General features: G+C 54.6%; 22 protein-coding genes. 8 read left to right on the top strand and 14 right to left on the bottom strand.

The window, feature by feature from the left end; genetic code table 11:
• Positions 1-6: 6 nt before the first annotated feature.
• The 3 genes from F8561_RS08975 to pepA form a co-directional block, all read right to left on the bottom strand.
• On the bottom strand, positions 7-2,862 hold the full coding sequence (locus tag F8561_RS08975; RefSeq protein ID WP_151887347.1) for a valine--tRNA ligase: 2,856 nt from the start codon (positions 2,860-2,862) through the stop codon (positions 7-9).
• Entirely contained in the window at positions 2,862-3,305 is a 444-nt protein-coding gene (gene holC / locus F8561_RS08970; protein WP_008502815.1) for a DNA polymerase III subunit chi, read from the bottom strand. Before holC ends, F8561_RS08975 begins: the two co-directional genes overlap by 1 nt.
• Before the next feature lie 111 nt (positions 3,306-3,416).
• Entirely contained in the window at positions 3,417-4,928 is a 1,512-nt protein-coding gene (pepA, locus tag F8561_RS08965; RefSeq protein WP_014171826.1) for a leucyl aminopeptidase, read from the bottom strand.
• Between the two features lie 266 nt (positions 4,929-5,194).
• Between pepA and lptF the strand changes: the two genes are divergently transcribed.
• The 5 genes from lptF (at position 5,195) to mtgA (ending at position 11,453) form a co-directional block, all read left to right on the top strand.
• Positions 5,195-6,295 carry an LPS export ABC transporter permease LptF gene (gene lptF, locus F8561_RS08960; protein WP_014171825.1) on the top strand — a complete coding sequence of 367 codons (1,101 nt, stop codon included), beginning with the start codon at positions 5,195-5,197 and terminating at the stop codon, positions 6,293-6,295.
• Positions 6,295-7,377 carry an LPS export ABC transporter permease LptG gene (gene lptG, locus F8561_RS08955; RefSeq protein ID WP_020883523.1) on the top strand — a complete coding sequence of 361 codons (1,083 nt, stop codon included), beginning with the start codon at positions 6,295-6,297 and terminating at the stop codon, positions 7,375-7,377. The genes lptF and lptG overlap by 1 nt, the downstream gene beginning before the upstream one ends.
• 135 nt (positions 7,378-7,512) lie before the next feature.
• The gene (gene arcB / locus F8561_RS08950; protein WP_032679053.1) at positions 7,513-9,846 is read left to right on the top strand and encodes an aerobic respiration two-component sensor histidine kinase ArcB; all 2,334 of its coding nucleotides are present in this window, start codon (positions 7,513-7,515) and stop codon (positions 9,844-9,846) included.
• A 231-nt stretch (positions 9,847-10,077) separates the two neighbouring features.
• The gene (gene elbB, locus F8561_RS08945; RefSeq protein WP_032670144.1) at positions 10,078-10,731 is read left to right on the top strand and encodes an isoprenoid biosynthesis glyoxalase ElbB; all 654 of its coding nucleotides are present in this window, start codon (positions 10,078-10,080) and stop codon (positions 10,729-10,731) included.
• Complete coding sequence (gene mtgA, locus F8561_RS08940) at positions 10,728-11,453, top strand: monofunctional biosynthetic peptidoglycan transglycosylase (RefSeq protein ID WP_032679051.1); 726 nt, start codon at positions 10,728-10,730, stop codon at positions 11,451-11,453. Before elbB ends, mtgA begins: the two co-directional genes overlap by 4 nt.
• Before the next feature lie 38 nt (positions 11,454-11,491).
• Here the strand turns inward: mtgA and npr are convergent, their stop codons facing one another.
• From npr to F8561_RS08885, 11 genes are all read right to left on the bottom strand, one after another.
• Positions 11,492-11,764, bottom strand: a complete 273-nt coding sequence (gene npr / locus F8561_RS08935) for a PTS phosphocarrier protein NPr (RefSeq protein WP_003861872.1) — start codon at positions 11,762-11,764, stop codon at positions 11,492-11,494.
• Positions 11,761-12,615 (bottom strand): RNase adapter RapZ, encoded by an 855-nt coding sequence (gene rapZ, locus F8561_RS08930; protein ID WP_014171820.1) that lies wholly within the window; start codon positions 12,613-12,615, stop codon positions 11,761-11,763. The genes npr and rapZ overlap by 4 nt, the downstream gene beginning before the upstream one ends.
• A gap of 45 nt (positions 12,616-12,660) precedes the next feature.
• Positions 12,661-13,152, bottom strand: coding sequence for a PTS IIA-like nitrogen regulatory protein PtsN (gene ptsN / locus F8561_RS08925; protein WP_014171819.1), 492 nt, complete (start codon positions 13,150-13,152; stop codon positions 12,661-12,663).
• Positions 13,153-13,234: 82 nt separating this feature from the next.
• On the bottom strand, positions 13,235-13,522 hold the full coding sequence (hpf, locus tag F8561_RS08920) for a ribosome hibernation promoting factor (RefSeq protein ID WP_014171818.1): 288 nt from the start codon (positions 13,520-13,522) through the stop codon (positions 13,235-13,237).
• Positions 13,523-13,544: 22 nt separating this feature from the next.
• A complete protein-coding gene (gene rpoN, locus F8561_RS08915; protein ID WP_014171817.1) occupies positions 13,545-14,978 on the bottom strand; it encodes an RNA polymerase factor sigma-54 in 1,434 nt (477 codons plus the stop codon).
• A gap of 47 nt (positions 14,979-15,025) precedes the next feature.
• A complete protein-coding gene (lptB, locus tag F8561_RS08910; protein WP_014171816.1) occupies positions 15,026-15,751 on the bottom strand; it encodes an LPS export ABC transporter ATP-binding protein in 726 nt (241 codons plus the stop codon).
• Between the two features lie 6 nt (positions 15,752-15,757).
• A complete protein-coding gene (gene lptA / locus F8561_RS08905) occupies positions 15,758-16,312 on the bottom strand; it encodes a lipopolysaccharide ABC transporter substrate-binding protein LptA (protein WP_020883526.1) in 555 nt (184 codons plus the stop codon).
• Positions 16,281-16,856: an LPS export ABC transporter periplasmic protein LptC gene (gene lptC / locus F8561_RS08900; RefSeq protein WP_014171814.1), complete on the bottom strand. Its 576-nt coding sequence runs from the start codon at positions 16,854-16,856 to the stop codon at positions 16,281-16,283. The genes lptA and lptC overlap by 32 nt, the downstream gene beginning before the upstream one ends.
• Complete coding sequence (gene kdsC / locus F8561_RS08895) at positions 16,853-17,419, bottom strand: 3-deoxy-manno-octulosonate-8-phosphatase KdsC (RefSeq protein ID WP_151887363.1); 567 nt, start codon at positions 17,417-17,419, stop codon at positions 16,853-16,855. Before kdsC ends, lptC begins: the two co-directional genes overlap by 4 nt.
• A 14-nt stretch (positions 17,420-17,433) precedes the next feature.
• The gene (kdsD, locus tag F8561_RS08890; RefSeq protein ID WP_020883527.1) at positions 17,434-18,420 is read right to left on the bottom strand and encodes an arabinose-5-phosphate isomerase KdsD; all 987 of its coding nucleotides are present in this window, start codon (positions 18,418-18,420) and stop codon (positions 17,434-17,436) included.
• 13 nt (positions 18,421-18,433) lie between these two features.
• Positions 18,434-19,411 (bottom strand): calcium/sodium antiporter, encoded by a 978-nt coding sequence (locus F8561_RS08885; protein ID WP_020883528.1) that lies wholly within the window; start codon positions 19,409-19,411, stop codon positions 18,434-18,436.
• A gap of 231 nt (positions 19,412-19,642) precedes the next feature.
• Here F8561_RS08885 and mlaF point away from each other — a divergent pair, with 231 nt between their 5' ends.
• Genes mlaF through mlaD form a run of 3 tightly spaced genes read left to right on the top strand, consistent with a single transcriptional unit; the run spans position 19,643 to position 21,798 of the window.
• Entirely contained in the window at positions 19,643-20,455 is an 813-nt protein-coding gene (mlaF, locus tag F8561_RS08880; RefSeq protein WP_020883529.1) for a phospholipid ABC transporter ATP-binding protein MlaF, read from the top strand.
• Between the two features lie 7 nt (positions 20,456-20,462).
• Complete coding sequence (mlaE, locus tag F8561_RS08875; RefSeq protein ID WP_010436044.1) at positions 20,463-21,245, top strand: lipid asymmetry maintenance ABC transporter permease subunit MlaE; 783 nt, start codon at positions 20,463-20,465, stop codon at positions 21,243-21,245.
• Positions 21,246-21,249: 4 nt separating this feature from the next.
• Positions 21,250-21,798 (top strand): outer membrane lipid asymmetry maintenance protein MlaD, encoded by a 549-nt coding sequence (gene mlaD, locus F8561_RS08870; RefSeq protein ID WP_025202923.1) that lies wholly within the window; start codon positions 21,250-21,252, stop codon positions 21,796-21,798.
• The last annotated feature ends 1 nt before the right edge of the window (position 21,799 follow it).

Here is a 21,799-nt window from a genome sequence, read left to right as displayed (position 1 = left end):
AAAGCATTACAGGGCTGCAATAACCGCCTGCTGCTCGATCAGTTTGGTCTTAGCATCGGCGAAGGCAACCAGACGCTCACGCTCTTTCGCGATAACCGCTTCCGGCGCGCGGGCAACAAAGCCTTCATTCGCCAGTTTGCTTTCGATTTTGCCAATTTCCACATCGACCTTAGCCACTTCTTTTGCCAGACGAGCCAGCTCAGCGTCTTTGTCGATAAGACCTGCCATCGGGATCAGCAGCTCGGCGCCGTCGATGATTTTGGTCACGGATACCGGACCTTTGTCATCCGCAGGCAGCACGGTGATGCTTTCCAGACGCGCCATGGTTTTCAGGAAGGTGTTGTTCTCGGTGACACGGCGAACAGCAGCCTCACTGCAACCGCGCAGCAGCAGCTCCAGAGGTTTACCCGGGGCGATGTTCATTTCGGCACGAATATTACGTACCGCCACGATCGCCTGTTTCAACCATTCGGTATCGGCTGACGCCGCTTCATCGACTTTCGCCGCATCGAATTCCGGGAACGGCTGCAGCATGATGGTGTCGGCGTTGATGCCGGCAATCACTTTCACACGCTGCCAGATGGTTTCGGTGATGAATGGAATAATCGGGTGCGCCAGACGCAGCAGACCTTCCAGAACGGTAATCAGCGTGTTGCGCGTACCGCGCAGTTCCGCTTCAGAACCGCCGTTCATTACCGGTTTTGCCAGCTCCAGGTACCAGTCACAGAACTGGTTCCAGGTGAATTCATACAGAATGCCCGCCGCGATATCGAAGCGGTAGCTGTCCAGCGCTTCGCGGAAGGCTTTTACCGTCTGGTTGAACTCTGCCAGGATCCAGCGATCGGCCAGAGACAGGGTCATCTCGCCGCCGTTGAAGCCGCAATCCTGATCTTCGGTGTTCATCAGCACGAAGCGGCTGGCGTTCCACAGCTTGTTACAGAAGTTACGGTAACCTTCCAGGCGCTTCATGTCCCAGTTGATGTCACGACCGGTTGAAGCCAGTGCCGCCAGAGTGAAACGCAGGGCATCAGTACCGTGTGGTTCGATCCCATTCGGGAACTGTTTCTCAGTACGCTTGCGGATCTTCTCTGCCAGCTGCGGTTGCATCATGTTGCCGGTACGTTTTTCCAGCAGCTCTTCGAGGGAGATACCGTCAACCATGTCCAGCGGGTCGATAACGTTACCCTTGGACTTGGACATCTTCTGGCCTTCGTCATCACGAATCAGACCGGTCATGTAGACGGTATGGAACGGAACCTGTGGCTTGCCGTTTTCATCTTTGATGAAGTGCATGGTCATCATGATCATGCGGGCGATCCAGAAGAAGATGATGTCGAAGCCGGACACCATCACGCTGGTTGGGTGGAACTGACGCAGCGCGTCGGTGTTCTCCGGCCAGCCCAGCGTGGAGAAGGTCCACAGTGCGGAGGAGAACCAGGTGTCCAGTACGTCTTCGTCCTGACGCAGGGCGACATCGGCACTCAGGTTGTTTTCCTGACGAACTTCATCTTCGCTGCGGCCAACATAGACGTTGCCTTCACTGTCGTACCAGGCCGGGATACGGTGGCCCCACCACAGCTGACGGGAGATACACCAGTCCTGAATATCACGCATCCAGGAGAAGTACATGTTTTCATACTGCTTCGGCACGAACTGGATGTCGCCGTTCTCAACCGCTTCAACAGCCGGTTTCGCCAGCACGTCGGCGCGCACGTACCACTGGTCGGTCAGCATTGGCTCGATAACAACACCACCACGGTCACCGTACGGCACGGTCAGATCGTGAGGTTTGATCTCTTCCAGCAGGCCGAGTGCATCCACTGCAGCGACAATCGCTTTACGCGCGGCAAAACGTTCCATTTTCTGGAATTCAGCCGGAATGTCGCTGGAGTAAACGTCGGATTCGTTACCTTTGGTGTCATACACTTCCGCGCTTTCACGGATATCACCGTCGAACGTCAGAATGTTGATCATTGGCAGGGCGTGACGACGGCCCACTTCGTAGTCGTTGAAGTCGTGTGCCGGGGTGATTTTCACACAGCCGGTGCCTTTTTCCATGTCGGCGTGTTCATCGCCCACAACGGGAATGCGGCGGTTAACCAGCGGCAGCACCACGAATTTGCCAATCAGATCTTTATAACGCGGATCTTCCGGGTTAACGGCCACGCCGGTATCGCCCAGCAGGGTTTCCGGACGGGTGGTCGCTACCACCAGGTAATTTTTACCGTCTGCCGTTTTAGCGCCGTCGGCCAGCGGATAGCGGATATGCCACATGGAGCCTTTAGACTCACGGTTTTCCACTTCCAGGTCGGAGATAGCGGTGCGCAGTTTAGGGTCCCAGTTTACCAGGCGCTTGCCACGGTAAATCAGGTCTTCTTTGTACAGACGGACAAATACTTCTTTAACGGCGTTGGAAAGACCTTCGTCCATGGTGAAGCGCTCGCGCTCCCAGTCCACGGAGTTGCCAAGACGGCGCATCTGACGGGTGATGGTACCGCCGGATTCTGCTTTCCACTGCCAGATTTTATCGATGAACGCGTCGCGACCGTAGTCGTGGCGGGTTTTACCTTCTTCAGCGGCAATTTTACGCTCAACCACCATCTGGGTCGCGATACCCGCGTGGTCAGTCCCCGCCTGCCACAGGGTGTTTTTGCCCTGCATGCGCTGGTAGCGGATCATGGTATCCATGATGGTCTGCTGGAAGGCATGACCCATATGCAAACTGCCGGTGACGTTCGGCGGTGGGATCATGATGCAGAAGGACTCTTTGCTTTCATCGCCGTTAGGCTTGAAATAGCCCTGCTGTTCCCAGTGCTCGTAAAGCGGCTGTTCGATATCGCGTGGGTTATATGTCTTTTCCATTATTTCCAGGTTGCCGTATTCAGGTTAAAACCAGCCAGGCGGTACGCTTTATAGCGTTCGCGCGCCAGTTGTTTCAAAGATTCTTCGTAAGGGACAAAGTCTACCACTTCTGTGAAAGCGGTGGCAAAATCTGCAAAATCTATCCGCAGGCTAATCAGAATATCGCGCGCGCTGCTGTTGCGCTTTTGCGGCCAGGCAATCTCTACCGGTGCGCCGCCACGAGGGCCTTCGCCAGACAGATTATGCGGAACAAAACTCTCCGGCGGGCGTGCCCAGAGTGCTTCGTCAAGGCGGATGGCCTGCTGCTCATCTTCGCAGGCAATCAGAACGCGTTTACCTGCGCGCCAACGTTCTGCGGCAATTTCACACACCAGCTGTTCAACTGCGCTGAGGCCGTCCTGATGGGTGTCGTTGTCCAGAAGGTAGAACGTTGCATTCTTCATATATGGGGCTTCTTGTTATGGATTTAAATGCAAGGCCGGGCTGACCCGGCCTACAAACGGCATCTTTCCGTAGGCCCGGTAAGCGTAGCGCTACCGGGCATCTGACGGCAATTACTCTTCGCCGTTAAAACCCGCACGATTGAGCAGGAACTGCGACAGTAACGCGACCGGACGACCGGTTGCGCCTTTGGCCTTACCGGAACGCCAGGCGGTACCTGCGATATCCAGATGCGCCCAGTTGTACTTACGGGTAAAGCGCGCCAGGAAGCAGCCCGCAGTGATTGCCCCGCCAGGACGACCGCCGATGTTCGCCATATCGGCGAAATTAGACTCCAGCTGTTCCTGGTACTCGTCACCCAGCGGCAGACGCCATGCGCGGTCGCCGGCCTGTTCGGACGCGCCAATCAGCTCGTGCGCCAGAGGATTGTGGTTCGACATCAGCCCGGTGATGTGATGGCCCAGCGCAATCACACAGGCACCGGTCAGCGTGGCCACGTCAATGACCGCTTCAGGCTCGAAGCGCTCAACGTAGGTCAGCACGTCGCACAGCACCAGACGGCCTTCGGCGTCGGTGTTCAGCACTTCAACGGTCTGGCCGGACATGGTCGTCAGAACGTCACCCGGACGGTACGCACGACCGCCAGGCATGTTTTCACAGCCCGCCAGCACGCCAATGACGTTAATCGGCAGCTGAAGTTCCGCCACCATACGCATCACGCCATACACTGCTGCTGCACCACACATGTCGTACTTCATCTCGTCCATGCCTTCGGCAGGCTTGATGGAGATACCGCCGGAATCGAAGGTCAGACCCTTACCAACCAGCACAATCGGACGCGCATCTTCAGACGGGTTACCTTTGTACTCGATAACCGACATCAGCGACTCATTCTGGGAGCCGTTGCCGACTGCCAGATAGGAGTGCATTCCCAGCTCTTTCATCTGCTGTTCGCCGATGACGCGGGTGATGACATTCTTACTGTAGGCGTCAGCCAACTGACGTGCCTGAGAGGCCAGATACGCTGCGTTACAGATGTTAGGCGGCATATTGCCCAGATCTTTTGCGGCTTTAATCCCGGCAGCAATCGCTAGGCCGTGCTGGATAGCGCGTTCACCGCTGGTCAGCTCGCGACGGGTCGGTACGTTAAAGACCATCTTACGCAGCGGACGACGTGGCTCGCTTTTGTTGGTTTTCAGCTGGTCGAAGCTGTACAGGCTCTCTTTTGCCGTTTCGACCGCCTGACGCACTTTCCAGTAGGTGTTACGGCCTTTGACGTGCAGCTCGGTCAGGAAGCAAACGGCTTCCATTGAGCCGGTATCATTCAGCGTATTAATCGTTTTCTGAATAACCTGCTTATACTGACGTTCATCCAGCTCGCGCTCTTTACCGCAGCCAATCAGCAGAATACGTTCGGACAGTACGTTTGGAACATGGTGCAGTAACAGCGTCTGCCCAGGTTTGCCTTCCAGTTCGCCACGGCGCAGCAGGGCGCTGATGTAGCCATCACTGATCTTATCGAGTTGCTCGGCGATCGGGGAGAGTCGGCGTGGTTCAAAGACGCCCACAACGATGCAGGCACTCCGCTGTTTCTCCGGGCTACCGCTTTTTACACTGAACTCCATGCACTACGCTCCTGAATCTTAAAGACAACAGCGGCTGCTACAGATAGAATTGAAACCTTTCGTAACTCATGTCCGCTGTTGTGGTGACTTCGTGTTAATCTTACGTTACTACGGTTTCGACACGTCAGAAAAAGTCCTGAAGCGTGAATCCGCCGGATGTTTTAATCTTAGCGATGATTTCGACGACTCAAGAGAATAAATGACGTTTAAGCCATGAAACAAGCGATTTTCCAGCAAAGAGACGGGTTTTTACGGGCGTATTTAAAGTGATAATCATAAGATATCTGGTGCGGGAGACGCTCAAAAGCCAGCTGGCGATCCTCTTCATCCTGCTGCTGATTTTTTTCTGTCAGAAGCTGGTCAGGATCCTCGGTGCGGCCGTTGACGGCGAAATTCCTACGAATCTGGTGCTTTCCCTGCTTGGTTTAGGGATCCCGGAAATGGCGCAGCTTATCCTGCCGCTAAGTCTTTTCCTCGGTCTGCTCATGACGCTCGGCAAGCTTTATACCGAGAGTGAAATCACCGTGATGCACGCCTGCGGCTTGAGTAAAGCCGTACTGGTGAAAGCCGCTATGGTTCTGGCGCTTTTCACAGGTATTGTTGCGGCGGTGAATGTGATGTGGGCGGGCCCAACGTCTTCCCGTCACCAGGATGAAGTGCTGGCAGAAGCAAAAGCAAACCCGGGTATGGCCGCACTGGCGCAGGGCCAGTTCCAGCAGGCGACTGACGGGAATTCTGTTCTCTTTATCGAAAGCGTGGATGGCAGCCGCTTTAACGATGTGTTCCTTGCGCAGCTCCGCACCAAAGGGAATGCCCGTCCTTCCGTCGTGGTGGCCGATTCGGGTCAACTGTCACAGCGTAAAGATGGCTCTCAGGTAGTGACGCTGAATAAAGGCACGCGCTTCGAAGGCACTGCGATGCTGCGCGATTTCCGCATCACCGATTTCCAGAACTACCAGGCCATTATTGGTCACCAGACCGTGGCGCTCGATCCAAGTGATACCGAGCAAATGGATATGCGTACCCTGTTCAATACGGACAACAACCGTGCGCGTGCCGAACTGCACTGGCGTATCACGCTAGTATTCGCCGTATTTATGATGGCTCTGATGGTCGTTCCGCTGAGTGTGGTTAACCCACGTCAGGGACGCGTGCTGTCAATGTTGCCAGCCATGCTGCTGTACCTGGTGTTCTTCCTGTTGCAGACCTCAATTAAGTCTAACGGTGGTAAGGGTAAAATTGACCCGTTCGTCTGGACCTGGGTGGTCAATGGTCTGTATCTGCTGCTGGCGGTGGGACTCAACCTGTGGGATACGGTGCCTGTGCGCCGCATTCGTGCCCGCTTCTCGCGTAAAGGAGCCCTCTAATGCAGGCGTTTGGCGTTCTTGACCGCTATATCGGTAAAACTATTTTTTCCACCATCATGATGACGTTGTTCATGCTGGTGTCGCTCTCCGGCATTATCAAATTTGTCGATCAGTTGAAAAAAGCCGGGCAGGGGAGCTATGACGCGCTGGGTGCGGGCATGTATACCCTGCTCAGCGTGCCAAAAGATGTGCAGATCTTCTTCCCGATGGCAGCCCTGCTGGGTGCGCTGTTGGGCTTAGGGATGCTGGCACAGCGCAGTGAACTGGTTGTTATGCAGGCTTCGGGCTTCACCCGTATGCAGGTTGCACTGTCGGTGATGAAAACCGCGATCCCGCTGGTGCTGTTGACCATGGCAATTGGCGAGTGGGTGGCACCGCAGGGTGAGCAGATGGCGCGTAACTATCGTGCGCAGGCGATGTACGGTGGCTCATTGCTCTCAACGCAGCAAGGGTTGTGGGCAAAAGATGGTGACAGCTTCGTCTATATCGAACGTGTGAAGGGCGATGACGAACTGGGAGGCGTGAGTATTTACACCTTCAATGACGATCGTCGTTTGCTCTCCGTGCGTCACGCCTCTTCGGCCAAGTTTGACGCCGAGCATAAGCAGTGGCGGTTGTCGCAGGTGGATGAGTCAGACCTGACCGATCCAAAACAGATCTCCGGCTCTCAGACGGTGTCGGGCATGTGGAAAACCAAACTCACGCCGGACAAACTCGGCGTGGTGGCGCTGGATCCTGACGCTCTCTCCATCAGTGGTTTGCACAACTACGTGAAATACCTGAAGTCGAGCGGACAGGACGCCGGACGTTATCAGCTCAACATGTGGAGCAAAATCTTCCAGCCGTTGTCCGTGGCGGTGATGATGCTGATGGCACTGTCGTTTATCTTTGGCCCGTTGCGTAGCGTGCCGATGGGCGTGCGCGTGGTGACCGGGATCAGCTTCGGCTTTGTGTTCTACGTTCTCGATCAGATCTTCGGCCCGCTGACGCTGGTTTATGGTATTCCGCCTGTTATCGGCGCGCTGCTGCCGAGTGCCAGCTTCTTCCTGATCAGCCTCTGGCTGATGCTGAAACGCTCCTGACAGACCTCTTCTCGCTTCCGGAGAACCGGAAGCGAGGCTAATCTCCTGTTTCACCCCGCACTTTTTCTCACAACCTTCAACGCCCCGTCGCGAATTTGAGTATTATTGAGCGATAAAGTCGTGAAGGGATCCTCTATGAAGCAAATTCGAATGCTGGCCCAGTACTACGTCGATCTGATGATGAAGCTTGGGCTGGTGCGTTTCTCCATGCTGCTGGCACTGGCGCTGGTCGTTCTGGCCATTGTCGTGCAGATGGCCGTAACCATGGTTCTGCACGGTCAGGTCGAGAGTATCGACGTGATCCGCTCCATCTTCTTTGGCTTGCTGATTACACCCTGGGCGGTCTATTTCCTCTCCGTGGTGGTTGAACAACTGGAGGAGTCCCGTCAGCGCCTGTCAAAACTGGTCGATAAACTGGAAGAGATGCGCGATCGCGATCTGAAGCTCAACGTTCAGCTAAAGGATAATATCGCCCAACTGAACCAGGAGATTTCGGATCGTGAGAAGGCGGAGGCTGAGCGCCAGGCGACGCTGGAACAGCTGAAAATCGAAATGAAAGAGCGCGAGGTGACGCAGATCCAGCTTGAGCAGCAATCCTCTTTCTTGCGCTCGTTCCTTGATGCATCACCGGATCTGGTTTTCTACCGTAATGAAGATAAAGAGTTTTCCGGCTGTAACCGGGCGATGGAACTGCTGACCGGGAAGAGCGAGAAGCAGCTGATTCACCTGAAGCCGCAGGACGTATACTCCGAAGAGGCGGCCGCAAAAGTGATGGAGACGGACGAAAAAGTGTTCCGTCATAACGTCTCACTGACCTATGAACAGTGGCTGGATTACCCCGACGGGCGCAAAGCCTGCTTTGAGATCCGTAAGGTGCCGTACTACGACCGCGTGGGGAAACGCCACGGTCTGATGGGGTTTGGCCGCGATATCACCGAGCGTAAGCGCTATCAGGATGCCCTTGAACGTGCCAGCCGCGATAAAACCACCTTCATCTCCACCATCAGCCATGAACTGCGTACGCCGCTTAACGGAATTGTCGGCCTGAGCCGCATTCTGCTGGACACCGATCTCACCGCAGAACAGGAAAAATACCTTAAAACCATCCATGTCTCAGCGGTCACGCTGGGGAATATCTTCAACGATATTATCGATATGGATAAGATGGAACGCCGCAAAGTGCAGCTTGATAACCAGCCGGTTGATTTCACCGGTTTCCTTGCCGATCTGGAAAACCTGTCGGGTTTGCAGGCGCAGCAGAAAGGGCTGAGCTTTGTCATGGATCCCACGCTGCCGCTGCCGCACAAGGTGGTTACCGACGGCACGCGTCTGCGCCAGATCCTGTGGAACCTTATCAGCAATGCGGTCAAATTTACCCAGAAAGGGCAGGTCTCGGTACGTATTCGCTATGACCAGGGCGACATGCTGCACTTTGAGGTGGAAGACTCCGGCATTGGGATTCCGCAGGAAGAGCAGGACAAAATCTTTGCGATGTACTATCAGGTGAAGGACAGCAACGGCGGCAAGCCCGCTACCGGCACGGGAATTGGTCTGGCGGTGTCTAAACGTCTTGCGAAGAGCATGGGCGGTGATATTACCGTCGCCAGCCATCCGGGCAAAGGCTCAACCTTCACGCTGACGGTGCACGCGCCGGCGGTGGCGGAAGAGGTGGAAGATACCTTCGAAAACGACGATATGCCGCTGCCCGCGCTGCATGTCCTGCTGGTGGAAGATATTGAGCTTAACGTGATTGTCGCACGCTCTGTCCTGGAAAAACTGGGCAACAGTGTGGATGTGGCGATGACCGGTAAAGCCGCGCTGGAGATGTTTAAGCCGGGTGAATATGATCTCGTTCTGCTGGATATTCAGTTGCCGGACATGACCGGGCTGGATATTTCCCGTGAACTGACGAGCCAGTACGCTGCCGACGAACTGCCGCCGCTGGTGGCGTTGACGGCGAACGTGCTGAAAGATAAAAAAGAGTACCTCGATGCCGGTATGGATGATGTACTTAGCAAGCCGCTGGCGGTGCCTGCCCTGACCGCCATGATCAAGAAGTTCTGGGATACCCATGATGAAGAGGAGAACACCATGACGTCTGTGGATAGCGCGAAAGCCCAAACGATACTCGATACCGCGATGCTGGAGCAGTACATCGATCTGGTTGGTCCAAAACTGATTACCGACGGTCTGGCGGTATTTGAAAAAATGATGCCGGGCTATCTGAGCGTGCTGGAGTCAAATCTGACAGCGCGGGATCAGAAAGGCATTGTGGAAGAAGGGCATAAAATCAAAGGTGCGGCCGGCTCGGTCGGCTTACGTCACCTGCAGCAGCTGGGACAACAGATTCAGTCACCTGATTTACCTGCCTGGGAAGATAACGTAGGTGATTGGGTTGAAGAGATGAAACAAGAGTGGCAGAACGATGTGGCGGTGCTTAAAGCCTGGGTGGACGCCAGAAAAAAATGACCCCGGCTTAACCGGGGTGCGCGAATACTGCGCCAACACCAGGGAAATTGTGGCTGCGCCTGTTTTTTTGTGTTGTTTTCGTATGGACGCCGCCTGAAAATTTAGGCCGCACGCAAATAAGATAGCAAATCTTAAATGGTTTGTTACAGGAATCAGTGAAATGTGTGAAGCATAGCGTTTTAATCAAAATTAATTATGTGCTTCAGCGAGTTGCAGAGAAGGATCGTCATGATGAAAAAGATTGGTGTCGTACTGAGCGGATGTGGCGTTTACGATGGTTCTGAGATACACGAAGCCGTCATCACATTGCTGGCCCTGGCAAGAGAGGGGGCTGAAGTCATTTGCTTCGCGCCAGACAAAAATCAGGCTGATGTCATTAATCATCTGACCGGGGAGCCGATGGCAGAAACCCGTAACGTCCTGATTGAAGCCGCGCGTATTGCGCGTGGCGAAATTCATCCTCTGATTCAGGCGGACGCCGCAGAGCTTGATGCGTTAATTGTGCCGGGCGGGTTTGGGGCGGCTAAAAACCTCAGCACGTTTGCCACGCAAGGCGCCGGGTGTCAGGTTGATCCGCATTTAAAAGCGTTATCACAGGCCATGCATGCGGCGGGTAAACCGCAGGGCTTTATCTGCATCGCTCCGGCCATGCTTCCGACAATTTTTGATTTCCCGCTGCGCCTGACCATCGGGACCGATATTGATACAGCGGAAATCATCGAGGAGATGGGGGGCGAGCATATCCCTTGTCCGGTGGATGACATTGTGGTGGATGAAGACAATAAAATCGTCACCACACCTGCGTATATGCTGGCGCAGACTATCGCGGAAGCCGCTTCAGGCATTGAAAAGCTGGTGGCCAGAGTGCTGGTGCTGACTGAATGAGGCGTCAATTCGCCGCAGGCGCCTGGGTAAAACGTATTCTTTGGCGTACCGTGCTGGTGCTGGCGGTGTTCTGGGGCGGCGGACTGGCATTATTCAGCATTCTGCCGGTTCCGTTTTCTGCCGTGATGGTTGAGCGTCAGCTGAGCGCGTGGTTCACCGGTGACTTCAGCTATGTTGCCCACTCTGACTGGGTGAGCACAGATGAAATCTCCCCGTGGATGGGGCTGGCGGTGATAGCGGCGGAGGATCAGAAATTCCCGGAGCACTGGGGGTTTGACGTGGCGGCAATCGAGAAAGCGCTTGCCCATAACGAACGCCATGAAAACCGCGTGCGCGGCGCATCGACGCTGTCACAACAGACGGCCAAAAACTTGTTTTTGTGGGATGGCCGTAGCTGGGTGCGAAAAGGGCTGGAAGCCGGATTGACCCTGGGGATGGAAACGGTCTGGAGCAAGAAACGTATTCTGACGGTCTATCTGAACATTGCCGAGTTTGGTGATGGCGTGTTTGGTGTCGAAGCCGCGTCGCAGCGATATTTCAATAAACCTGCCAGCCGGCTGAGCCTCTCTGAAGCTGCGCTGTTGGCCGCGGTCTTGCCTAACCCAATTCGCTTTAAAGCCGATGCACCCTCAGGCTATGTGCGAAACCGACAGGCGTGGATCATGCGCCAGATGCGGCAGCTGGGAGGGGAAGGGTTTATGGCGAGAAATAAATTGATGTAAGGCGGGTAAGCGTAGCGCTACCCGCCATGAAAGAGGTGTTAGTCTTCGTCAAACCCGGCGTTAAACAGCGCAATCACCGCCGCCAGCGCTTCCTCTTCCTGTGGACCGGTAGCTTCTACTTCAATCTGGCGGCCTTTGGCGGAGTCCAGCATCAGCAGCGCAATCACGCTGTTCGCTTCCGCCTCGGTACCTTCATCGTTACGCAGCAGAACTTCTGCATCGAAACCCTGCATCAGCTCAAACAGTTTCATCGCCGGACGTGCATGCATGCCCAGCTTATTGGTGATCTCAACGGTTTGTTTTACGGTCATGTTTTACGTTTTTCCAGCGTGCGATGACGGGACTGAACGTTCTTCCCGCGTGAGCGGAAATAGTCGGCCAGCTGTTCGGCGATATAGACCGAACGATGTTTACCGCCGGTACAGCCAATCGCTACGGTCAGGTAGCTACGATTGTTTGTCTCCAGCATAGGTAACCATAGCTCAAGGTAGCTTCGCGTCTGGTAGATAAAATTGTGAACTTCTGTGTGTCTGTCGAGGAAGGCCGCGACGGGCTTATCGAGACCGGTCATTGGACGCAGCTTCGGATCCCAGTGCGGGTTCGGCAGGAAGCGCACGTCGAAAACATAATCCGCATCGATAGGAATACCGTGCTTAAAGCCGAATGACTCGAACACCATCGTCAGTTCACGCTCGCGTTTGCCCAGTAAACGGGTACGCAGCATTTCCGCCAGCTCATGCACGGACATTTCGGACGTATCGACAATCAGGTCAGCACGGGAACGCAGCGGTTCCAGCAGATCGCTCTCTTCGTCGATAGCACTTTCCAGTGAGAGGTTCTTGCTGGAAAGCGGGTGCAAACGACGGGTATCGCTGTAGCGACGGATCAGAGTATTGCGGTCTGCATCGAGGAACAGCAGCTGAGGCGAGAATGAATCAGGCAGGTTACTCATTGCCTGTTCAAAGATTTCTGGCGATTCAGGCATGTTACGAACGTCGATACTGACGGCGGCAGAGATTTGCCTCTCCGCAAGCGTGCGTGCCAGGTCGGGCAACAGCACGACCGGCAGGTTATCTACGCAGTAAAACCCCATGTCTTCCAGCGCGCGCAGGGCCACGGATTTCCCGGACCCTGAACGGCCACTGACAATCATCAGCACCATGTTCCGTTTCTCCTCAGGACAACAGATGTGAAGGCCATCTCCTGGTTATGCATCATCCTGATTGCCTTCTGCTTCAGTGATAATTTGATATAGCTCTTCATCACTTTGGGCTGCGCGCAGTCGACGGCAAATAGTTTTATCGGCCAGGCGTTTTGCGACCAGCGAAAGCGTATGCAAATGGGTTTTCGTCTGGTCGGCAGGCACCAGCAGCGCGAAGAGGAGATCGACGGGCTGATTATCGATGGCATCGAAGGCGATAGGCGTCTCCAGCTGCACAAACACACCGACGGCACGCAGGGTGTCCTCTTCCAGTTTGCCATGCGGGATCGCGATGCCGTTGCCGATGCCGGTACTGCCCATTTTTTCACGGGTCAGGATCGCCTCGAACACGACCTGCGGCGGCAGGCCCAGCTGTTTTGCGGCCAGTTCACTGATGATCTCCAGCGCACGTTTTTTGCTCTGGCAGTGAACAGCACTGCGCGTACATTCCTGGTTAAGGACATTGCTCAGTTGAAGAGCGGAATCGTTGTTCATCATAATTTCACCTAAGCGCTAACTGTACAAACGGCCTGTTGTGTTTCACAACAGGCCTTCCTGCACCCGTTAACTGCCCGGACAATTAGTGTTGTTTCAGTTTGTCTTTATGTTTATTGAGCTGTCGTGCAAGCTTATCAATCAAGCCGTCGATAGCAGCGTACATGTCTTGCCCTTCCGCACTGGCATGGAGCTCACCCCCGTTGACATGCAGGGTCGCATCCGAGATATGAGTCACTTTCTCCACTTTCAATACAACATAGACCTGGTTGATCCTTTCGAAATACTGCTCGAGTTTCGCGAATTTAGCATTCACAAAATCACGTAAAGCCTCAGTAATCTCGACGTTATGTCCTGTGATATTGAGCTGCATAGTGTCTTCCTTATCGGTTGTGTCAGACCAGCTGTTTACGCTGGTTAGACGGCGGAATGGATAAAGACTCTCGATACTTCGCAACAGTTCGGCGTGCCACCATAATACCCTGGTCGGACAGTATGGTGGTTAACTTACTGTCGCTCAGTGGCTTCGCGGGGTTCTCCGCGGCGATCAACTTCTTCACCAGGGCGCGAATGGCCGTTGACGACGCTTCACCGCCGCCCTCGGTATTCACATGGCTGGAGAAGAAATACTTAAGCTCAAAAATACCGCGTGGACTGTGCAGATACTTCTGCGTGGTCACGCGGGAAATGGTTGATTCATGCATCTCGACGGCCTGGGCGATATCCGCCAGCACCATCGGTTTCATATACTCTTCGCCCTGCTCAAAGAACGCCTGCTGCTGTTCGACAATACAGCGGCTTACGCGGAGCAGCGTATCATTTCGGCTCTCCAGACTTTTGATCAACCATCGCGCTTCCTGCAAATTGCTACGAATGTATTGATTATCGGAGTCGTTACGCACGCTGGTGCACATGGAGGCATACTGCTGGTTGATTTGCAGGCGAGGGATGCTGTCCGAGTTCAGTTCAACGACCCAGCGGTCATTGTGTTTTCTGACCAGCACATCCGGGATGACGTACTCGGGTTCGCTGGTCTGAATGGACTGACCGGGGCGCGGATCGAGGGACTGAATCAGATTGACCGCCTCTTTCAGCACCTCTTCTTTCAGGCGCGTGACGCGCATCAGGCTGCGGAAATCGTGATTGGCCAGAAGATCCAGATGGTCGCTGATGATCAAGCGGGCTTCATCAAGCCATGGCGTCTCTTTGCTGAACTGAGAAAGTTGGATAAGCAGGCAGTCGCGCAGATCTTTTGCGGCCACCCCAACCGGATCGAAACGCTGAATGCGCTTCAGAACGGCTTCTATCTCCTCGAGTTCAATCTCTTCGTCACCCATGCTTTCCAGAATTTCGTCCAGCGTGACGGTCAGATAACCGGTGTCATCCACGGCATCGACAATGGATGTCGCAATCGCGCGGTCGGTATCGGAGAAGGGGGTAAGTTCCACCTGCCACATCAGGTAATCCTGCAGTGACTGGGTAGTTTCACCCTGATAAACCGGTAGCTCATCGTCCTGGTAGTCTGCACGCGTACCGGAAGGGGTTCCGGCGGTGTAGATTTCATCCCAGCTGGCATCCAGCGGAAGCTCGTCCGGCATCTCTTTTTGTTCGAGCGCATCGGCGGTGTCGAGTGCTTCAGTATCCTGCGACTGCTGGGTATCTACCTCTTCATGAAGATCGGCTTGCTCCAGCAACGGATTGCTATCCAGCGCTTGCTGGAGCTCCTGCTGGAGTTCTAAGGTGGACAGTTGCAACAGGCGAATCGCCTGCTGTAGCTGCGGCGTCATCGCCAGTTGTTGGCTGAGCCGTAATTGCAAACCTTGCTTCATGTTCAGAGCATTTTTCTCCGGTTCGGCGTTACATTACCTCTACCCTATCAGAGTCTGAAGTCTTCCCCAAGGTAGACACGCTTAACATGATCATCTTCGAGGATCTGCTGCGGCGTACCGTGGGCGATCAGATTGCCCTGGCTCACGATGTATGCGCGTTCGCACACGGCCAGCGTTTCACGGACGTTATGGTCAGTGATCAGTACGCCAAGCCCGCTGTCGCGCAGATGCTCAATGATGCGTTTAATGTCGATAACGGAGATGGGGTCAACGCCTGCAAACGGTTCATCCAGAAGGATAAATTTCGGGTTTGCAGCCAGCGCACGTGCAATCTCAACGCGACGGCGTTCACCACCGGACAGCGCCTGACCGAGGCTGTCGCGCAGATGTTCGATATGGAACTCTTCCATCAGCTCGTTAGCCCGGTCCTGACGCTGTTCGCTGGTCAGATCGTCACGAATTTGCAGGACGGCCATCAGGTTATCAAAGACGCTCAGGCGGCGGAAAATGGAGGCTTCCTGCGGCAGATAGCCGATACCGCGACGCGCACGCGCATGCAGTGGCAGAAGACTGATATCTTCATCATCAATGACGATGTTGCCCGCATCGCGCGACACAATGCCAACGACCATGTAGAAAGTTGTGGTTTTGCCCGCACCGTTAGGGCCAAGCAGGCCTACAATTTCGCCGGAGTTGACGGTCAGACTGACATCTTCTACGACACGGCGGCCCTTATAGGCCTTCGCGAGATTTTTTGCAGTTAATGTTGCCATAACGAATTAGTTACTCTTCTTCTGTGCCGGGGCCTGACCCTTACCTTTGTCCTGCAGCTGCGACGGAACCAGCACGGTGGTTACGCGTTTGCCTTTCTCGCTGGAGGCCTGCATTTTTTGCTCTTTCACCAGATAGGTGATCTGGTCGCCGGTGATGTTGCTGTCCAGCTGTTCCAGATAAGCGTTACCGGTCAGGATGACCAGGTCCTTCGCCAGCTCATAGTGCATATGCGTGGCGCGGCCTTTCACGGGTTTGCCGTTATCCTGCATCTGGTAGAAGGTTGCCGGATTGCCATAGCCATCAATGATCTCTTTGCCTTGCTCGCCACCGGGACGGGTAACGACCACTTTGTCGGCGTTGATTTTGATGGTGCCCTGGGTCATGACGACGTTACCGGTAAAGGTAACGACATTGCCTTGCATATCAAGCGACTGCGTGTCGGACTCGATATGGATAGGCTGGTCAGTATCGCCCGTTACAGCAAGCGCGGGAAGACTGGTCGCCAGCATCGCACTGGCGATAATTACTTTAAGGCTGAGTTTGTTTGTTTTGAATTTCATAGGAGGTTCTAACCTTTTCAATCAGCTCGGCGTTTTTGCTGCGTAAGTTCCCGCGCATTCTTAAACCGCTGGAATTAAATGTTGTGCCATACAGTGTGACCAGATCCTGCGACGTCACGTCCTGGGTCACGAGGTTGATCTGTGCATTATCCGTCGTGATTTTGCGCAGTTGTGAGTCAGCGGTCAGGGCGTTGACTTCAACGTGGCCATACAGATAAAGCATACGGTCATTCGTCAGTTTTGCCCGGTCAGATTTAATCGACCACGTCGGCACTTTGTCTTTATCAAACGTGGTCATGACAGGCTGGGTAAACCATGAAATACCGTCATCTGAAAAATATTCAACATGCTGGGCAATCAGGCGATAGTTCAGCGCACCTTCCGGGCTGTAGACCACGGTGTCACTGTGATCGCTTTTATAGGTTGGCTCGCTCGTATTGACCACTTCCGTCTGCGTATCGTCGCGATCGGCAAGGTTCACGCCAATCAATACCAGTGCGACAAGCGAAAGCAGAATGATAACCCAACGTCTGGTTTTACTCATATCGATTGCCCTTTGGCCTCATCAAGCTTGCCCTGCGCCAGCAAAAGCAGATCGCAGACTTCACGTACGGCACCATGGCCACCGTTGATATGGGTGACATAGTCAGCGCGCGGGATCAGCAGCGGATGCGCATCGGCCACGGCGATACTCAGACCGACTTCAGCCATCACCGGCCAGTCAATCAGATCGTCCCCGACATAGGCCACGTTTTCCGGCGCGACAGCCAGTTTACCCAGTAAATCGTTGAACGCCGCCATCTTATCGGACTGACCCTGATACAGATGGGTAATGCCTAACGTTTCACAACGGTCTTCAACCAGTTTAGCTTTCCGACCGGTGATAATGGCAACGTCGATGCCTGATGTGAGCGCACAACGAATACCGTAGCCATCGCGAACGTTAAACGCTTTCAGCTCTTCACCATTATTGCCCATGTAAATCAGGCCATCAGAGAGTACCCCATCCACATCCAGGATGAGCAGGCGAATATTTTCCGCCTTTGCCATCATATGGGTACTGACCGGACCATAACAGGTTGCAAGGGATGCACCCGCATTACTCATTGTCTTATCCTTCATTACACTACGCCTGCGCGCAGCAGATCATGCATATGTACCACACCCAGCAACTGGTCGCCATCGGCAACCATCACTGAGGTGATATGACGGGACTGCATCAGGTTCAGCACATCCACCGCCAGCGTACCCGGACGAACACGGATACCGCCGGACGTCATCACATCAGCGATGCCCAGCGTGCGAACATCAACACCCATGTCGAACACGCGGCGCAGGTCGCCATCGGTGAAGATCCCCTGGATCTTCATCAGGTCGTCGCACACAACCGTCATACCCAGATTCTTGCGGGTGATCTCCAGCAGCGCATCGCGCAGGGAGGCCTCTTTACTGACGTGAGGGATCTCATCGCCAGTGTGCATAATATCGTTAACCCGAAGCAGAAGCTTACGCCCGAGCGCGCCGCCTGGGTGGGAAAGCGCGAAATCTTCCGGCGTAAAACCGCGGGCTTCCAGCAACGCAACGGCAAGCGCATCGCCCATGACCAGCGCAGCGGTCGTACTGGACGTTGGAGCAAGACCCAGCGGGCAGGCTTCTTTAGGCACTTTCACGCACAGGTGAATATCCGCCGCGCGCGCCATGCTACTTTCCGGGCGGCTGGTCATGCAAATAAGCGGAACCCGCAGCCGCTTCAGCACGGGGATCAGCGCCAGGATCTCATTAGACTCACCGGAGTTCGACAGCGCGATGACGATATCCTGCGGCGTTACCATGCCCAGATCGCCGTGCGCGGCTTCCCCCGGGTGTACAAAGAAGGAAGAGGTTCCGGTGCTGGCAAACGTTGCCGCCATTTTGCGCCCAATGTGACCGGACTTGCCCATGCCCATCACCACGACTTTACCGGCACAGTAGAACATCTTCTCACATGCCAGACTAAAATCCTGATTAATGTACTGATCTAACTGCGCCAGACCTTCACGTTCAATCTCCAGAACCTCTTTGCCTGCTTTCTGAAAGTCAAAACCCGGCTGCAATTCTATTTGCGACATAATGCGTTTCCGTTTACCCAGAGAGAAGAGGCGAAAGCCAGTACAGCATCGCCATCCATACGATAAATCCACCCGTCAGCAGCGCCCCTGCGCCTTTGCCGATCTGTCGTTGCCGCCGCCAGCAGAGCAGGGCAAAAATGACGCTGACCAGCAACATCACCCCGTAATCGCGTGAGAATGCCAGGGGGTTAAAAGGCCCGGGCGTTATCAGGGCTGGCAGGCCCATCACGATGGCGATATTAAAAATGTTTGAACCGATAATATTGCCTATGGCAATGTCATCTTCACCTTTACGTGCCCCTGCGATAGCGGTGGCCAGTTCTGGCAGACTGGTGCCAATGGCAATGACCGTCAGGCCAATGGTGAGCTCACTCATGGCGAAATAGTTCGCCAGCACCGTGGCGTTATCGACGACCATGCGCGTGGCCATCGGCATGATGATCAGCGCGACGCCGAGCCACAGCAGCGCCACAGGCAGCGTGCCTTCACGCGGGAGTTCGGCGACCTGTTCTCGCGTCAGGCTGTCCTGGCCCTGTTTTTCTGCCAGACGGGCGATTTTAACACTATACAATAGCCAGATAACGGCCAGCGCCAGCAAGAAAATGCCGTCACCGTAGCTCAGTACGCCATCATAAAATACGCACCCTGCCAGCAGGCTTACGATTAACATTAGCGGCAATTCACGGCGCAGAACATCAGAATGTACGCGAAATGGATGGAGCAGGGCCGCCAGGCCAAGGATCAGCAAGATATTGACGATGTTGGAACCAATCGCGGTGCCGACGGCAAGGTCTAACTGACCATGCAGTGATGCCGTGACAGAGACGATGATTTCAGGAAGCGAGGTTCCGACGCTGACCACGGTCATCCCGATGACGACAGGCGGTACGCCAGTCAGGCGGCACAGGATAGATGCAGCAAATACCAAACGGTCAGCACTGTAGACCACCAAAAGTAAACCAATTATTAACAGTGCTGTTGCTAAAAGCATCAAAAGTCCTTTCTTCAGGTATACTCGTCGGTCCATCGCGCAGGAATGGAATGGCAGGACTGCATACAGTCTGAGGCGTAACGAATTCCTAATTTTGACTTTATGCGCCGGAAAAGTAAAACAAATGCCAGCTTTCGCTAACCTCAACGGCTAATATTCTGTAAAAATGCTGAGTTTAGGGCTGATTCAGTCTGCATGCTTAACGTGAGCAGGGTAAGAAAGGAACCATAAATGAGCCAAACTATGGCGAATTTAGTTGATGTCCGGGGTGTGAGTTTTTCTCGCGCCAACAGATTGATATTCGATGATATTTCGTTGACCGTACCGCGTGGCAAGATCACTGCCATCATGGGGCCGTCCGGGATCGGTAAAACGACCCTGCTGCGCCTTATTGGTGGCCAGATCCCACCCGATAGCGGTGAAATCCTCTTTGACGGCGAAAACATCCCCGAGATGTCACGATCGCGCCTATATACTGTTCGTAAACGCATGAGTATGCTTTTCCAGTCGGGAGCGTTGTTCACTGACATGAACGTCTTTGATAACGTGGCTTATCCGCTGCGCGAACACACCAGTCTGCCGCCAGAGCTGCTGAAAAGTACGGTGATGATGAAGCTTGAAGCCGTGGGGCTGCGAGGGGCTGCAAAACTGATGCCCTCAGAGCTGTCCGGCGGTATGGCACGCCGCGCCGCGCTGGCACGCGCCATCGCCTTAGAACCCGATTTAATCATGTTCGACGAACCGTTCGTTGGGCAGGACCCTATCACGATGGGCGTGCTGGTGAAGCTCATCTCTGAACTGAACAGCGCGCTCGGCGTAACCTGCATAGTGGTTTCTCACGATGTACCGGAAGTGTTGAGCATCGCCGACTATGCCTACATTGTGGCAGACAAAAGGATCGTCGCGCATGGCAGCGCTCAGGCGTTGCAGGAAAACTGCGATCCGCGTGTACGGCAGTTCCTCGACGGCATTGCGGATGGGCCTGTGCCGTTCCGCTACCCGGCGGGCGACTATCGTGACGATTTACTGGGAATAGGGAGTTAAGCCACTGATGCTGTTAAATGCATTGGCCGCTCTTGGACACCGTGGCATAAAAACCATCAGGACGTTCGGGCGTGCCGGATTGATGTTGTTCAACGCGCTGGTCGGCAAGCCGGAATTTCGTAAGCATGCACCGCTACTGGTGCGGCAGCTCTATAATGTCGGCGTGCTGTCGATGCTCATCATCATTGTCTCCGGTCTGTTTATCGGCATGGTGTTGGGGCTGCAGGGCTACCTCGTTCTGACGACCTACAGCGCCGAAACCAGCCTCGGCATGCTGGTGGCGCTGTCGCTGCTGCGTGAACTGGGGCCGGTGGTGGCGGCGCTGTTGTTCGCCGGGCGTGCAGGGTCAGCATTGACCGCTGAAATTGGCCTGATGCGTGCGACCGAGCAGCTTTCCAGCATGGAGATGATGGCGGTCGACCCGCTGCGTCGCGTGATCTCGCCACGCTTCTGGGCGGGGGTGATTTCCTTACCGCTCCTGACAATTCTCTTTGTCGCCGTGGGTATCTGGGGCGGCTCGCTGGTTGGCGTTCACTGGAAGGGCATCGATGCTGGCTTCTTCTGGTCGGCCATGCAGGACGCCATCGATCTGCGAATGGATCTGGTTAACTGTCTGATTAAAAGCGTGGTATTTGCCATTACGGTCACCTGGATCGCCTTGTTCAATGGCTATGATGCGATCCCGACCTCGGCGGGCATCAGCCGTGCAACTACACGTACTGTCGTACATTCGTCGCTGGCCGTACTGGGTCTGGATTTTGTGCTCACCGCACTGATGTTTGGGAATTGAGTTCATGCAAACGAGAAAAAATGAAATTTGGGTCGGCGTGTTCCTGTTACTGGCGTTGCTGGCCGCGCTGTTTATCTGCCTGAGAGCGGCGGATATCACGTCTGTGCGCACCGAGCCGACTTATCGCATTTATGCGACCTTTGATAACATCGGCGGGCTGAAGGCGCGCTCGCCGGTACGTATAGGCGGGGTGGTCATCGGGCGCGTCTCTGACATTACGCTTGATGAGAAAACCTATCTGCCGCGCGTGTCGATGGATATTGAAGAGCGTTATAACCATATCCCGGACACCAGCTCGCTTTCTATCCGCACGTCCGGCCTCCTGGGTGAGCAATATCTGGCGCTTAACGTCGGTTTTGAAGACCCGGAGCTGGGAACGACTATCCTTAAAGACGGTAGCGTAATCCAGGATACGAAGTCCGCGATGGTGCTGGAGGATATGATTGGTCAGTTCCTTTATAACAGTAAAGGAGATGATAAGAAGTCCGACGCTGCCCCTGCGCAGAGCGAAGATCCTGCCAGTGTCGCACCGACACCAGGCACGACGAATTAAT

This window comes from Enterobacter sp. 198, from assembly GCF_009025585.1.
GTDB lineage: Bacteria > Pseudomonadota > Gammaproteobacteria > Enterobacterales > Enterobacteriaceae > Enterobacter > Enterobacter ludwigii.
The sequence above is the reverse complement of the archived record's forward strand: the minus strand, read 5'-3'. Positions and strand labels throughout refer to the sequence as shown.

What these genes read in the sequence shown, in the direction of transcription:
- mtgA (WP_032679051.1), top strand. Translation starts at nt 10,728, where the DNA reads ATGAGGCGTCAATTCGCCGCAGGCGCCTGGGTAAAACGTATTCTTTGG.
- mlaF (WP_020883529.1), top strand. Translation starts at nt 19,643, where the DNA reads ATGAGCCAAACTATGGCGAATTTAGTTGATGTCCGGGGTGTGAGTTTT.
- pepA (WP_014171826.1), bottom strand. Translation starts at nt 4,928, where the DNA reads ATGGAGTTCAGTGTAAAAAGCGGTAGCCCGGAGAAACAGCGGAGTGCC.
- rpoN (WP_014171817.1), bottom strand. Translation starts at nt 14,978, where the DNA reads ATGAAGCAAGGTTTGCAATTACGGCTCAGCCAACAACTGGCGATGACG.
- lptC (WP_014171814.1), bottom strand. Translation starts at nt 16,856, where the DNA reads ATGAGTAAAACCAGACGTTGGGTTATCATTCTGCTTTCGCTTGTCGCA.
- elbB (WP_032670144.1), top strand. Translation starts at nt 10,078, where the DNA reads ATGAAAAAGATTGGTGTCGTACTGAGCGGATGTGGCGTTTACGATGGT.
- ptsN (WP_014171819.1), bottom strand. Translation starts at nt 13,152, where the DNA reads ATGATGAACAACGATTCCGCTCTTCAACTGAGCAATGTCCTTAACCAG.
- hpf (WP_014171818.1), bottom strand. Translation starts at nt 13,522, where the DNA reads ATGCAGCTCAATATCACAGGACATAACGTCGAGATTACTGAGGCTTTA.
- arcB (WP_032679053.1), top strand. Translation starts at nt 7,513, where the DNA reads ATGAAGCAAATTCGAATGCTGGCCCAGTACTACGTCGATCTGATGATG.
- npr (WP_003861872.1), bottom strand. Translation starts at nt 11,764, where the DNA reads ATGACCGTAAAACAAACCGTTGAGATCACCAATAAGCTGGGCATGCAT.
- lptB (WP_014171816.1), bottom strand. Translation starts at nt 15,751, where the DNA reads ATGGCAACATTAACTGCAAAAAATCTCGCGAAGGCCTATAAGGGCCGC.
- lptA (WP_020883526.1), bottom strand. Translation starts at nt 16,312, where the DNA reads ATGAAATTCAAAACAAACAAACTCAGCCTTAAAGTAATTATCGCCAGT.
- mlaD (WP_025202923.1), top strand. Translation starts at nt 21,250, where the DNA reads ATGCAAACGAGAAAAAATGAAATTTGGGTCGGCGTGTTCCTGTTACTG.
- kdsC (WP_151887363.1), bottom strand. Translation starts at nt 17,419, where the DNA reads ATGAGTAATGCGGGTGCATCCCTTGCAACCTGTTATGGTCCGGTCAGT.
- F8561_RS08975 (WP_151887347.1), bottom strand. Translation starts at nt 2,862, where the DNA reads ATGGAAAAGACATATAACCCACGCGATATCGAACAGCCGCTTTACGAG.
- kdsD (WP_020883527.1), bottom strand. Translation starts at nt 18,420, where the DNA reads ATGTCGCAAATAGAATTGCAGCCGGGTTTTGACTTTCAGAAAGCAGGC.
- rapZ (WP_014171820.1), bottom strand. Translation starts at nt 12,615, where the DNA reads ATGGTGCTGATGATTGTCAGTGGCCGTTCAGGGTCCGGGAAATCCGTG.
- mlaE (WP_010436044.1), top strand. Translation starts at nt 20,463, where the DNA reads ATGCTGTTAAATGCATTGGCCGCTCTTGGACACCGTGGCATAAAAACC.
- lptG (WP_020883523.1), top strand. Translation starts at nt 6,295, where the DNA reads ATGCAGGCGTTTGGCGTTCTTGACCGCTATATCGGTAAAACTATTTTT.
- holC (WP_008502815.1), bottom strand. Translation starts at nt 3,305, where the DNA reads ATGAAGAATGCAACGTTCTACCTTCTGGACAACGACACCCATCAGGAC.
- F8561_RS08885 (WP_020883528.1), bottom strand. Translation starts at nt 19,411, where the DNA reads ATGCTTTTAGCAACAGCACTGTTAATAATTGGTTTACTTTTGGTGGTC.